General features: G+C 67.8%; 14 protein-coding genes and 1 riboswitch. Of the genes, 10 read left to right on the top strand and 4 right to left on the bottom strand.

Annotation, left to right across the window (positions count from 1 at the left end):
* Positions 1–56 precede the first annotated feature (56 nt).
* The 7 genes from glpX to ACLNEE_RS00720 all read left to right on the top strand — a co-directional run bounded on the left by glpX (position 57) and on the right by ACLNEE_RS00720 (position 7,182).
* On the top strand, positions 57–1,061 hold the full coding sequence (gene glpX / locus ACLNEE_RS00750; RefSeq protein WP_411422531.1) for a class II fructose-bisphosphatase: 1,005 nt from the start codon (positions 57–59) through the stop codon (positions 1,059–1,061).
* Between the two features lie 34 nt (positions 1,062–1,095).
* Positions 1,096–2,406, top strand: coding sequence for a glutamyl-tRNA reductase (locus ACLNEE_RS00745; RefSeq protein ID WP_411422530.1), 1,311 nt, complete (start codon positions 1,096–1,098; stop codon positions 2,404–2,406).
* A 135-nt stretch (positions 2,407–2,541) separates the two neighbouring features.
* Positions 2,542–3,837: a glucose-1-phosphate adenylyltransferase gene (locus ACLNEE_RS00740; RefSeq protein ID WP_411422529.1), complete on the top strand. Its 1,296-nt coding sequence runs from the start codon at positions 2,542–2,544 to the stop codon at positions 3,835–3,837.
* A 270-nt stretch (positions 3,838–4,107) separates the two neighbouring features.
* Positions 4,108–5,529, top strand: coding sequence for an NADP-dependent phosphogluconate dehydrogenase (gene gndA / locus ACLNEE_RS00735; protein WP_411422528.1), 1,422 nt, complete (start codon positions 4,108–4,110; stop codon positions 5,527–5,529).
* Between the two features lie 9 nt (positions 5,530–5,538).
* Entirely contained in the window at positions 5,539–6,264 is a 726-nt protein-coding gene (gene pgl / locus ACLNEE_RS00730) for a 6-phosphogluconolactonase (RefSeq protein ID WP_411422527.1), read from the top strand.
* Positions 6,261–6,803: a CIA30 family protein gene (locus tag ACLNEE_RS00725; RefSeq protein WP_411422526.1), complete on the top strand. Its 543-nt coding sequence runs from the start codon at positions 6,261–6,263 to the stop codon at positions 6,801–6,803. The genes pgl and ACLNEE_RS00725 overlap by 4 nt, the downstream gene beginning before the upstream one ends.
* A complete protein-coding gene (locus ACLNEE_RS00720; protein WP_411422525.1) occupies positions 6,790–7,182 on the top strand; it encodes a hypothetical protein in 393 nt (130 codons plus the stop codon). The genes ACLNEE_RS00725 and ACLNEE_RS00720 overlap by 14 nt, the downstream gene beginning before the upstream one ends.
* A 1-nt stretch (position 7,183) precedes the next feature.
* Here the strand turns inward: ACLNEE_RS00720 and ilvD are convergent, their stop codons facing one another.
* Genes ilvD through upp form a run of 3 tightly spaced genes read right to left on the bottom strand, consistent with a single transcriptional unit; the run spans position 7,184 to position 9,939 of the window.
* Complete coding sequence (ilvD, locus tag ACLNEE_RS00715; RefSeq protein WP_411422524.1) at positions 7,184–8,860, bottom strand: dihydroxy-acid dehydratase; 1,677 nt, start codon at positions 8,858–8,860, stop codon at positions 7,184–7,186.
* 29 nt (positions 8,861–8,889) lie between these two features.
* Entirely contained in the window at positions 8,890–9,237 is a 348-nt protein-coding gene (locus ACLNEE_RS00710; protein WP_411422523.1) for a hypothetical protein, read from the bottom strand.
* A gap of 24 nt (positions 9,238–9,261) precedes the next feature.
* On the bottom strand, positions 9,262–9,939 hold the full coding sequence (gene upp, locus ACLNEE_RS00705) for a uracil phosphoribosyltransferase (protein ID WP_412006671.1): 678 nt from the start codon (positions 9,937–9,939) through the stop codon (positions 9,262–9,264).
* Positions 9,940–9,977: 38 nt separating this feature from the next.
* Between upp and ACLNEE_RS00700 the strand changes: the two genes are divergently transcribed.
* From ACLNEE_RS00700 to cobW, 3 genes are all read left to right on the top strand, one after another.
* Complete coding sequence (locus ACLNEE_RS00700) at positions 9,978–10,529, top strand: pentapeptide repeat-containing protein (protein ID WP_411422521.1); 552 nt, start codon at positions 9,978–9,980, stop codon at positions 10,527–10,529.
* A gap of 8 nt (positions 10,530–10,537) precedes the next feature.
* Positions 10,538–10,694: riboswitch (cobalamin riboswitch) on the top strand.
* Positions 10,695–10,709: 15 nt separating this feature from the next.
* Positions 10,710–11,369 (top strand): HupE/UreJ family protein, encoded by a 660-nt coding sequence (locus ACLNEE_RS00695; protein WP_411422520.1) that lies wholly within the window; start codon positions 10,710–10,712, stop codon positions 11,367–11,369.
* Positions 11,370–11,379: 10 nt separating this feature from the next.
* Complete coding sequence (gene cobW / locus ACLNEE_RS00690; RefSeq protein ID WP_411422519.1) at positions 11,380–12,567, top strand: cobalamin biosynthesis protein CobW; 1,188 nt, start codon at positions 11,380–11,382, stop codon at positions 12,565–12,567.
* Here the strand turns inward: cobW and ACLNEE_RS00685 are convergent.
* Positions 12,564–12,893, bottom strand: coding sequence for a hypothetical protein (locus tag ACLNEE_RS00685; RefSeq protein WP_411422518.1), 330 nt, complete (start codon positions 12,891–12,893; stop codon positions 12,564–12,566). The genes cobW and ACLNEE_RS00685 overlap by 4 nt on opposite strands.
* Positions 12,894–12,928 lie beyond the last annotated feature (35 nt).

Below are 12,928 nucleotides of genomic sequence, written 5' to 3'. Positions count from 1 at the left end.
TGCAGCAGCTGGCATCTCAGGTCCCCTTCCGAAGCCTCCACCCTTGCCGGACCACTGTGGATCGCACCCTCATCCAGGAAATTCTCGAGGTCGTTGAACAGGCCGCCATCGCGTCAGCGGAGCTGACCGGTCTGGGCCAGAAAGACGAGGCGGACGCCGCTGCGGTGGAGGCGATGCGCAAGCGGATGGGTCAGATCCAGATGCAGGGACGGATCGTCATCGGCGAGGGCGAGCGCGACGAGGCGCCGATGCTCTACATCGGCGAGGAAGTGGGCAGTGGCACGGGCCCCGGTGTCGACTTCGCAGTGGATCCCTGCGAGGGCACCAACCTCTGCGCCAACAACCAGCGCGGTTCGATGGCCGTGCTGGCGGCCTCCGACCGGGGCGGCCTGTTCAACGCGCCCGACTTCTACATGAACAAGCTGGCCGCTCCCCCGGCCGCCAAGGGCAAGGTGGACATCCGCAAGAGTGCCACCGAAAACATCGAGATCCTCAGCCAGTGCCTCGGCCTCGCCAAGAGTGAGCTGGTGATCGTGGTCATGGACCGGGCCCGTCACAAGGGCCTGATCGCCGAGATCCGGGCCACCGGTGCCCGCGTGCAGCCCATCTCCGACGGTGACGTGCAGGCTGCGATCGCCTGTGGCTTCGCCGGCACCGGCACCCATTGCCTGATGGGCATCGGGGCAGCTCCTGAGGGGGTGATCTCCGCCGCCGCCATGCGGGCCCTCGGTGGCCACTTCCAGGGCCAGCTCGTCTATGACCCAGCTGTGGCCCAGACCAAGGAGTGGGAGGGGCTGACCCGGGAAGGCAACCTTGCCCGCCTGGCCGAGATGGGCATCACCGATCCGGACAAGATCTATGAAGCCGAGGAGCTCGCTTCCGGCGAAAACGTGGTGTTCGCCGGAAGCGGCATCACCGATGGTCTGCTCTTCGACGGCGTCAAGTTCGAGAAAGATTGCACCCGTACGAGTTCGCTGGTGATCAGCACCCTCGACAACACCGCCCGCTTCACCAACACCGTGCACATCAAGCCCGGTGCCCAGAGCATCGCGCTGCGCTGATCAAGTTCTGGTCAGCCCAACGCGAGCAGCCACCATGCACATCGCAGTCGTCGGACTGAGCCATCGCACGGCTCCGGTGGAGATCCGTGAGAGGCTCAGCATCCCGGAGCAGGCCATGGATGCCTCGCTCCAGCAGCTGCGCAGCGATGATCAGGTGCTCGAGGCCTCAATCCTCAGCACCTGCAACCGCCTCGAGATCTACACCCTGCTCCGCCATCCGGAGCACGGCATCTCGGCCGTGGGGCAGTTCCTCAGCCAGCATTCCGGGCTGGCCGTCGATGAGCTCACCCCCCACCTGTTCACCTACCACCATGAGGAGGCCGTGGGCCACCTGCTGCGGGTCGCGGCAGGACTCGACTCCCTTGTGCTCGGCGAGGGGCAGATTCTCTCGCAGGTGAAGAAGATGGTGCGCCTCGGCCAGGAGCACCGCTCCGTGGGGCCGATCCTCAACCGGTTGCTCAACCAGGCCGTGAGCACCGGCAAGCGGGTGCGCACCGAGACCAACCTGGGCACCGGCGCCGTCTCGATCAGTTCGGCCGCCGTGGAACTGGCCCAGCTCAAGGTGGGCCAGAGCCGGGGCGTGGATGAACTCGTCCCGCTCGACCAGGAGCAGGTGGCCGTGGTGGGCGCCGGCCGCATGGCCCGCCTGCTTCTGCAGCATCTCCAGGCCAAGGGCTGCAGGGGGGTCGTGCTGCTCAACCGCACGGTCGCCCGGGCCGAACAGCTGGCGGCGGACTTTCCCACGCTGCCGGTGCAGTGCCGTCCGCTCGAGGACCTGGACCATTGCCTCAGCACCTGCTCGCTGGTGTTCACCAGCACCGGTGCGGAGGATCCGATCATCACGGCAGAGCGGCTGGCGGGCCTGAACCGTCGCAGCTCCCTGATGCTGGTGGACATCGGCGTACCGAGGAACATCTCCCCGGACACGACGGAGCTGCCGGGGGTTCAGGCATTCGACGTGGACGATCTCCAGGAGGTCGTGGCGCGCAACCAGGAGGCGCGGCGTGAAATGGCCGCGGAGGCTGAAGGTCTCCTCGACGAGGAAGCACGGCTCTTCCTGGAGTGGTGGGATGGCCTGGAGGCCGTGCCGGTGGTGAACCGGTTGCGGCGCCACCTGGAGGAGATCCGCGAGCAGGAACTGCAGAAAGCCCTCAGCCGCATGGGTCCCGATCTCTCCGCCCGGGAACGGAAGGTGGTGGAGGCCCTGAGCAAGGGCATCGTCAACAAGATCCTCCACACCCCGGTGACCAACATCCGGGCACCCCAGCCGCGCCCCCAACGCCATACGGCCATGCGGGTTCTGGAGGATCTGTTCGAGCTGCGGGATGAGCTGCAGGACGGCTGAACCGGGGCGTCACCTCCCCTTGGCCTACCCCTGCAGGGTCACTGCAACAGTTCATGCCGGCGGTGACCCCGGCACTCGCCCCAGGGCCGCACGCTCCAGTACGGTCCCCCCAACAGGAGGAAGGAATCAGAAACAATGAAACGTGTTCTCGCCATCATTCTGGGAGGGGGTGCTGGAACCCGCCTCTATCCGCTCACCAAGATGCGGGCAAAGCCGGCTGTTCCTCTGGCCGGCAAGTACCGCCTGATCGACATTCCAATCAGCAACTGCATCAACTCCCAGATCAACAAGATCTATGTGTTGACGCAGTTCAACAGCGCTTCCCTGAACCGCCACCTCACGATGACCTACAACCTCTCGGCCGGATTCGGCCAGGGGTTCGTGGAAGTTCTGGCCGCCCAGCAGACCCCGGACAGCCCCAGCTGGTTTGAGGGCACCGCCGATGCGGTCCGGAAGTACCAGTGGCTCTTCCAGGAGTGGGATGTGGACCACTACCTGATCCTCTCCGGTGACCAGCTCTACCGGATGGACTACAGCAGTTTCGTGCAGCATCACATCGACACGGGTGCCGATCTCTCCGTCGGTGCCCTGCCGGTGGATCCTGGGCAGGCCGAGTCCTTCGGCCTGATGCGCACCGACAGCGACGGCCGCATCCAGGAGTTCCGCGAAAAGCCGAAGGGTGAAGACCTGGAGGCCATGCGCGTCAACACCGAGAGTCTTGGACTCTCCCGTGAAGAGGCGCAGCGACGTCCCCATCTGGCCTCGATGGGGATCTACGTGTTCAGCCGCGACACCCTCTTCGATCTGCTCAACTCCCACTCCTCCTTCACCGATTTCGGCAAGGAAATCATCCCGGCCTCGCTGGCCCGTGGGGATCGTCTGCAGAGTTACCTGTTCGACGATTACTGGGAGGATATCGGTACGATTGGAGCCTTCTACGAGGCCAACCTCGCGCTCACCCAGCAGCCAAATCCGCCATTCTCGTTCTACGACGAGAAATTCCCGATCTACACCCGCCCGAGGTACCTCCCACCGAGCAAGCTTCAGGATGCCCAGGTGACCGAGTCGATCATCGGTGAGGGATCTCTGTTGAAATCCTGCAGCATCCACCACTGTGTGCTGGGGGTACGGTCCCGCGTGGAGGACGAAGTGGTGCTTCAGGACACCCTCGTGATGGGCTCGGATTATTTCGAATCCTCCGAGGAGCGCCTCACATTGCGCCAGCGCGGCGGCATTCCGATGGGGGTCGGGAAGGGAACAACCGTCAAAGGGGCGATCCTCGACAAGAACGTGCGCATCGGCACGAACGTCACCATCGTCAACAGGGACCGCATCGAGGAGGCGGACCGTCCCGAGCTGAACTTCTACATCCGCAACGGGATCGTCGTGGTGGTCAAGAACGGCACGATTGCCGATGGGACGGTGATCTGAACCTGACACCACCCTGCTCTTGGGCGGCCTCCCTCCCCACCCACGACCCCGGGTGCCGCGCAGCTCCGGCGCAGCGCCTGGCCCACCGCCAGCCCATGACGCCTCTCCCCACGGCAGCGGGCCCTGAGCAGGGTTTGTGCCGGGCGCCAGAAGCCTCCCATCAGCCTCCTCAGGCCAGGAGATGCTGACAACCAGCGCTTCAGTTGTGACGGATCGGCACCGCCCGTGGATGGTCTGGCCACACTGTGCGGGAAGCCACGGACCTCGTACATGGGCACGGCACATTTCGGCCTGATCGGCCTTGGGGTGATGGGCGAAAACCTGGTGCTCAATGCTGAGCGGAATGGGTTTTCCTCCGTCGTCTACAACCGCACCTACGCCAAGACGGAGGCCTTTCTCCAGGGCCGGGGGGCCGGCAAGGACATCGTCGGAGCCAGAACCCTCGAAGAGTTCGTGGCCACGCTGGAACGCCCCCGCCGCATCCTGATGATGGTGAAGGCCGGGCAGCCCGTGGATGACACCATCGCCTCCATCTCACCGCTTCTGGAGGAGGGAGATCTGCTGATCGACGGCGGCAATTCCCTCTACACAGACACGGAGCGGCGTGTCGCCGAACTCGAAAGCAAGAGCTTCGGTTACATCGGCATGGGGGTCTCGGGAGGGGCCAAGGGTGCCCTCGAGGGACCCAGCATGATGCCCGGGGGGACACGCACCGCCTATGACGCGATCGAATCCCTGGTGCGCAAGATGGCCGCCCAGGTGGACGACGGTCCGTGTGTCACCTACATCGGACCGGGCGGGGCCGGGCACTTCGTCAAGACGGTGCACAACGGCATCGAATACGGCATCGAACAGATCCTGGCGGAGGCCTACGACCTGATGAAGCGGGTCGGTGGCATGGACGGGGACGCGATGGCCGATGTTCTGGCGCACTGGAACACCACCGAGGAACTCGCCTCCTTCCTGGTGGAGATCACGGAGGTGTGTCTGCGCACCAAGGATCCGGCCGGCGGCGGCGATCTGGTGGAAGTCATCGTCGACGCCGCCGGCCAGAAGGGGACCGGGCTCTGGACCGTGGTCAGCGCCCTGGAGATGGGAGTCCCGGTTCCCACCATCTATGCGGCCCTCAATGCCCGGGTTCTGAGTTCGCTGCGTCCCGAGCGTCTGGCCGCCGAGGCCGTGATCGCGGCACCGCCCGCCGGGGGGGCCATGGATCTCGGCGACCCCGCCGCCGGTCTGCCGCCGCTGATGGATGCCTGCATTGCCGCCTGCATCGTCAGCTACGGCCAGGGGATGGCCCTGCTGCAGGAGGCGTCCCGGCTGCATGACTACGCCCTGGACTTCGCGGCGATCGGCCAGATCTGGAAGGGGGGCTGCATCATCCGGGCCCGGCTGCTGCAGCGGATCCAGAACGCCTACACCGCCGATCCGGCGCTCCCCAACCTGATGCTCGATCCCTGGTTCGCCGAGCAGATCAACCGGCGGCTGCCGGGACTGCGACGCATCGTGGCCGGTGCAGCCATGGCCGGCATTCCGGTGCCCTGCCTGTCGAGCACGCTCGACTACATCGACAGTTACCGCAGCGGGCGGCTGCCCCAGAACCTCGTGCAGGCGATGCGCGACTGCTTCGGCTCCCACACCTATGAGCGCCTCGATCAGCCCGGGGCGTTCCACACTGAGTGGATCAGCTGAGACGCCAGGATGCCCAACGCCACCGCCTACAGGGTTGAACGGGTCGAAGCCGGCGAAGCCCTGGCGCGTCGGGCCGCCGAACTGATCGCCACGGGCATCGATCTGAGCCTGGCCGAGCGGGACCGCTGCCGCATTGCCCTGGCCGGTGGCAGCACGCCCGAGGCGTCCTACGCCAAGCTCGGCGGCCAGCACCTGCCCTGGAACCGGGTGGACGTGCTGCTGGGGGATGAACGGTGGGTGCCCGCCGATGACCCCGCCAGCAATGCCCTGATGCTGCGCCGCAGTCTGCTGGCCCAGGAGCCCGGCCGCGGAGCCTGCCTCCACCCCGTCCCCACGGCGATGGCCACCCCCGAGGAGGGGGCGGCGGCCTACGCCGAGCTGATCCGCCTCCTCTGTCCCGGGGAACCGCCGGTGCTCGATCTCGTGCTGCTCGGGCTCGGTGATGATGGTCACACCGCCTCCCTGTTTCCCGGCACGGACGCCCCGGCGGTGACCGACCGGCTGGTGACGGTCGGCATGGGGAAGGGACTGCCGCGGATCACGATGACCGTGCCGCTCCTGTCCGCGGCGCGCCATGTCATCTTTCTCGTCAGCGGCGGCGGCAAGGCGGAGGCCCTGCGGCGGCTGCTCGATCCAACCGAGAGTGCTGAGCGGACCCCGGCGCGGCGGGTACAGCCGTCCACGACGATCACCGTGCTGGCCGACAATGCAGCGGCGGCGTTGCTGAACGATTGATCCAGATTGCGGCAGGCGACGGGTTCAGCGGCTGGCATGCCCTGAACGACACGATCATGGGCGGTCGCAGCCAGGGTGTCTGCCAGGCCGGTGCGGCTGGTCTGCAGTTCCAGGGCTTGCTGGTGGAGGAAGGAGGGGGCTTCGTGAGCTGCCGCTCGCCGCTCTTCTCGCCCCCGCTGGATCTCTCGGCCGCGGAGGGGCTCGAACTGGAGCTGCGCGGTGAGGGGAGAACCTTCAAGCTCGCCGTGGCCTGCGCGGATGGACTGGCCGGCCTGACGGAACTCATCCCCGGCGGACTGCGCTGGGTGGCGGGATTCGGGACCGAACCCGAGGGCATGACCCGCCTGCGCATTCCATTCGCCAGCCTTCGCCCATCGGTGCGGGCACGCCCGGTGGGATTGCCGCTCCGCTTCGACCCCAGCCGCGTCAGCCGGGTCCAGCTGCTCCACTCCCGCTTCGGTGACGATGGAAGCCCCAACCCCGGCTTCAAGGCCGGTCCGATCCAGTTCACCCTTCAGGCCCTGCGTGCCTACCCCTGAGCCGCCACCACTCCCCAACACCGATCTGGCCCAGCTGGTGGCCGCAGCGGCAGACCTCTGTCGCAAGCCACTGCGCCATGCCGTGCTGCCTGGCCAGCCTGGTGAGGTGCCTCGCATCGAGGACTGCTGCCTGAAGATCGAGGTGCGGGGCCCGGATGGGGAACGCCTGCCCCGGGAGGATCTCGAGCTGGAGCTCTACCGCAGTGGCGGCCAGCTGAACCTGACCCTCGCCTGGGCGACGGAGCCCGAACGTCCGATGCTGTGGCATGGACTCCATCCGGTCTGGATGGCAGGCGAGACCGGGCAGCGCTGTGCCAGGCCCCTCGACGGCGCACCCCTGGAAGCCCTGGCCCGGCGGCTACGGGCCCTGCTGGCCTGATTCAGAACAGGTCCTGGTCGGTCAGGGCGCCCTGGCTGCTGCTGCCGACCAGGCGGGCGTACTTGCCCAGCACTCCCGTGCGGTAGCGGGGTGCCGGTCTGACCCAGCTGGATCGACGACGCTCCAGCTCCTCGTCGGGCACGTTCAGCTGGATCAGCAGCTGGTGGGCATCCACGGTGATGCTGTCGCCCTCCTGCACCAGGCCGATGGTGCCGCCGACGGCCGCCTCCGGCGCCACGTGTCCCACCACCAGGCCGTAGGAACCGCCGGAGAAGCGTCCGTCGGTGATCAGGGCCACCGATTCGCCTAGGCCCTGGCCGATGATCGCCGCCGTCGGGCTGAGCATTTCCCGCATGCCGGGGCCGCCGACGGGACCCTCGTTGCGCACCACCACCACGTCGCCGGCCTGGATCCGCTCCGCCAGGATGGCCTCGAGGCAGGACTCCTCACTCTCGAAGACCCGGGCCGGGCCGGTGATGACCGGGGTCTTGACGCCGGAGATCTTGGCAACGGCCCCCTCGACGGCCAGGTTGCCCTTGAGGATGGCGAGGTGCCCGCGGGCATAGAGGGGGTTGCTGAGCGGCCGGATCACGTCCTGGTCGGCGGGGGGTTCACTGGGGACGTCAGCCAGAACCTCGCGGATGGTCTTGCCTTCGATCGTGCGGCAGTCACCGTGCAGCAGCCCGGCATCGAGCAGCAGCTTCATCACCTGGGGAATGCCACCCGCCTGGTGGAGGTTGACCGTGACATAGCGACCGCTGGGTTTGAGGTCGCAGATCACCGGGACCCGCTGACGGATGCGCTCGAAGTCGTCGATGCTGAGCGGCACCCCCGCGGTGCGGGCGATGGCCAGAAGGTGCAGCACCGAGTTGGTCGAGCCCCCCACCGCCATGATCACGGCGATGGCATTCTCGAGGGCCTCCCGGGTGATCAGATCCCGGGGGCGGATGTCCTTGGCGATCGCCTCGACCAGAACTTCGGCGGAACGGGCGGCGCTCTCTGCCTTCTCCGGATCTTCCGCCGCCATGGTGGAGCTGTAGGGCAGGCTGAGGCCCAGCACCTCGAAGGCGGAGCTCATCGTGTTGGCGGTGAACATCCCGCCACAGCTGCCGGCCCCTGGACAGGCGTTCTTCTCGATGGCGGTGAGTTGCTCCTCATCGATCCGGCCACCGGAGAATTGACCCACGGCCTCGAAGGCACTCACCACGGTGAGATCACAGGGCCCGAGTCGGCCCGGCTTGATGGTGCCGCCGTACACGAAGATGGCCGGAATGTTCATACGGGCCATGGCCAGCATGGCGCCGGGCATGTTCTTGTCGCAGCCCCCGATCGCCAGCAGGCCATCCATGCTCTGGGCGTTGCAGGCCGTCTCGATCGAATCGGCGATCACCTCCCGGCTCACCAGGGAGTACTTCATCCCCTCGGTGCCCATGGAGATGCCATCACTGACGGTGATCGTGCCGAACGTCTGGGGCATGGCACCGGCCGCCTGGGCCGCGTGCTCGGCACGCCGGGTGAGATCGTTGAGCCCCAGATTGCAGGGGGTGATGGTGCTGTAACCGTTGGCGATGCCGATGATGGGCTTGCCGAAGTCGTCATCGCCGAAGCCGACGGCCCGCAGCATGGCCCTGTTGGGCGACCGCTGGACGCCCTGGGTGATTGCATCGGAACGGAGCATGGCCGCAGAGGGGAGTGCCTGCAGGCAACCTACCGGCCGGTGGCCAAGGCCTCGAGCTGCCGACGCACGTCGTCGATGGCCTCATTGAGCTGGTGAACCTTGCTGTGCAGCTCCTGCTCCGTGGGGGAAGCCGCGAACCGGGCCGGGGGAACGCCGTCGAGGGCGCCACCGCTCTCCTGATAGCGCGACAGCCGCAGAACCCTCTGCTGGCGGGCATGCAGGCGGCGCTTCTCCGCCTCGGACAACAGCCACCAGGCCAGCCCCGCCGCTCCCAGCACCGCCCCGGCCAGAGCGCTGGCCAGCACCATCGACCTGCTGCCGGAGGGTCCGGAGGCAGTGCCGCGGAAACCGCCAGGATCGGCTTGCGGAGCGACCATCAGAAGCGGATAACTGAAGCCAGCCTAGGCAGGGGCGACGGCCGAATCCACGGGGAGATCGCCGCTGGAGGGCCGGGCCTGGAGCGAGATCCCGAACAGGCGCTCTTCCACGTTGCCGATGCCGGGGTCGATGGCGGAGGAGGGGCTCAGTCCAGCGTCGATGCAGGCGGTGTAGATCGTCAGCGTCGGACAGCGTTCACCCAGCAACTTCAAGCCAGCCGACGAGGCCAGGGCGGTGATCACCCGCAGCCGCTCGCCCGTGACCGAGCGCTGGGCCAGGGCGTCGAGCAGGTTGGCCAGGGAGTCCCCGCTGGCGATCTCCGGGGTGAAGACCAGCACACCACAGCGGGTCTCGATGCTGTCCGGCAGGGTCCTGCCGTGGCGATCGACATGGAGCACGCGGGCCGCCGGGATCACGGCCCGGGCCCCGTCCCAGAGCCCCAGACCGGCCCGAAGCACGGGCAGAGCCAAAATCGGCACGGCGGGGTCGACGATGGACCCCTCCGTATCCCCCTGGCATCCAGGGATGGGGATGGTGCGCTGGGGCAGCCAGTCCCGCAGGGCCTCGTAGGTGAGCCAGCGGCCCAGCTCGAGGGTGGCCGTGGCGTAGAGGGCCGGGGGGGTGGACCGGTCGCGCAGCACGCTGAGCCAGTGGCCGATGAGGGGATGGGGGGGAACCACCACCCGCAGGGTCATGCCCATGGTTGCCATAACTTTGGTCTCACCGTAGGGCTGCGTGCATGGTCCAGTTCCGTTTCGCCCTGTCGGGGCTGGGCAGGTTGACGGCCCATCTGCTGAATCTGTCGCGGGGGGGGCTGGTTCTGGGGGTGCTGCTGGCGGTGCTGGCCCTGGGCGCCCCCCCCGCCTCTGCCATCACCGCGCCGGAACTGCGGGCTCAGAAGGCCGTGCAGGATCTGCAGCCGGACATGCACGGCCGCAACCTCCAGCAGCAGGAATTCCTCAAGGCCAGCCTGGATGGGTTCGATTTCAGCGGTGCGGACCTGCGGGGCGCCGTGTTCAACGCCAGTTCGCTGCGCCAGGCCGACCTGAGCCATGCGGATCTGGGGGACGTGGTGGCCTTTGCGACCCGTTTCGATGGCAGCAACCTCTCCGGTGCCATCCTGCGCAACGCGATGCTGATGCAGAGCCGCTTCAGCGGCTCAGCGATCGAAGGTGCCGACTTCACCGATGCGGTGCTCGATCTGCCGGAGCAGAAAGCCCTCTGCGGCAGGGCCAGCGGCACCAATCCCACCACCGGGGTTTCCACCCGTGACAGCCTCGGCTGCCGCTGAGTCGCTTGCCCATAGGATCGGCATCCGGTTCCGGTGGGGATCAGCCACCGGAAGCAATGGGGAAAGCCCGGTGAAAGCCCGGCACTGTCCCGCAGCTGTGAAGGCAGACCGGAGCCTCCGGAACCTCTGCCCAGTCAGAACGCCCGCCGGTTTCACCCATCCTTCGGCGCGGACCGTTTCATGAGATCCCCTCAACCTTCCAGCCCGTCCCAGGCCGGGCCCACCCCCGTGCGGGCGGCCCTGCGGCTGGGGCCGGCAGCCGGGCTGCTGGTTGCTCTGCTGGCTGCCGTGCTGAGGGCCCAGCCCGCCCAGGCGCACCATCTGGTCGAGATCAACGCGCTGCAGGCCTCACCCCTGAACGGCCTGATCAGCGGTCTGCTCCATCCTGTGCTGGGGCCGGACCATCTGATCTTTCTGCTGGCGCTCTCCCTGGTGGGCCTGCGCCACCGTCGTGGCTGGATGCTCGGCCTGCTGGGCGTGGGCCTGCTGGGCAGCGGCGCCGGCCTGATCGCTCCGGGTCTGCCCGGAGCCGAACTGATCACCGCTGCGACAATCGCCCTGGTGGGGCTGGTGCTGCTGGGACGTCTGCCGGTAGCTGTCCTGCTGCCGGCGATGGCCATGCACGGCTATGTGCTGAGTGGGCCTGTGCTGGGGTGGTCTGCCATGCCGGTCGCCTTCTATGCCGTGGGCCTGTTGCTGAGCCAGGCGGCCCTGCTCCTGCTCGCCCTGGCCGGCCTGCGCTCCCTGGTCGAGCGGTTGAGCCCGGCGCGGCTGCGGTGGATGGGGATTGCCCTGCTGGGCGCTGGCGCGGTGCTCGCCCGCGCCAGCTTCAGCGCCTAGGTCCCAACCCATGGCTGACCTTTCGCAACGCCTGCCCGTCACGGTTGTGACCGGCTTCCTCGGTGCCGGCAAGACCACCCTGTTACGGGAGCTGCTGCTGCATGGCGGGCAGCGGCTGGCCGTGCTCGTCAACGAGTTCGGTGAGGTGGGCATCGACGGTGATCTCCTGCGCAGCTGCGGGTTCTGCCCCGAGGAGGACGTGGACTCCCGGCTGGTGGAACTGGCCAACGGCTGCCTGTGCTGCACCGTGCAGGAGGACTTCCTCCCCACCATGCAGCAGTTGCTGGAGCGGGCCGACCAACTCGACGGGATCGTGGTGGAGACCAGTGGTCTGGCCCTCCCCGAGCCCCTGTTGGCCGCCTTCCAGTGGCCGGAGATCCGCTCCCGCACCCGGGTCAATGGGGTGGTAACCGTGGTGGACGGCGAAGCCCTCGCCAGCGGCTCGGTGGTGACGGATCCGGCCGCCCTTGAGGCCCAGCGGGCCGCCGATCCCAGCCTCGACCACGCCAGTGCCATCGATGAGCTGTTCGCGGAGCAGCTCGAGTGCGCGGACCTCGTGCTGGTCAGCCGCTCCGACAGCCTCGACGCCCACCAACAGCAACGGGTTCGGGAACGGCTCGAGCCCCTGCTCCGGCCCACCACCCCGGTGCTGGCGATGGAGCGGGGCCGGATCGATCCGGCGGTGGTGCTGGGACTCGAGCCCCGCAGCACCACCACAGGGCAGCACAGCCCGGCCGATCACGAGCAGGGGCACGCCTCCGACGACCACGACCATGACCACGACCACGACCACGACCACGACCATGACCACACCCATGTGGCGATGGAGTCGGTGGCCCTGCAGTGGACAGGTGCCTTTGAGCGGGAGCCTCTGGAGCGCGCGCTCCGTCAGCTCTGCCTGGACCACAGCCTGATCCGGCTGAAGGGCCGGCTCTGGCTGAAGGGCAAGGCGCGGCCCCTCGTGCTTCAGGCCGTTGGCCCCCGCTTCGAGAGTGTTTTTGAGGCCGAGCCCCCAACCGGCGCCAGCACGGTCGGCGCCAAGCCCCTGGGGCTGGAGCTGGTCATGCTGGGCTTCGACCTGCAGCGGCGCGATCTGCCGAGCCGGCTGCAGGAGCTGCTGGCGGGAACGGGGCCAGGCACCGCCCCCGTGATGCCGGGCGCGATCGTCGCGACGGGTCCGTCAGCCGGGACGGCCTAGTCGAGGGGCAAATCACCCTGGGCACAGATGCCGTCCCAGCAGAGGGCGGGATCCTCGCTCCAGCTGGCCTCCACCGGAATCCAGTTGGAGTGGTCCCGCTGCATCGCAAAGGCGCCTCGGCCGTCCTGACGGAACTCGATGCGTTGGCCCCCCACGATCAGGCTCCAGCGCTCACCCACACTCTCCACCTCCATCCGGCAGGGCTTCCACGGACCACTGCCCTCACGGCAGCGCAGGTCGATCCCGCGGGGCTCTGCCGTGGCCGGTGTGCCTGGGGCCAGCATCAGGAGCGCGGTGAGCAGCCCGAGGGCCGGGCCCCTGACCAAGGGGCGCGGCTGTGCCCACCCGGGCTGTGCCATCC

The organism is Aphanothece stagnina RSMan2012, assembly GCF_046764815.1.
Lineage (GTDB): Bacteria > Cyanobacteriota > Cyanobacteriia > PCC-6307 > Cyanobiaceae > NIES-981.
This window is presented reverse-complemented; position numbering and strand designations above follow the sequence as displayed.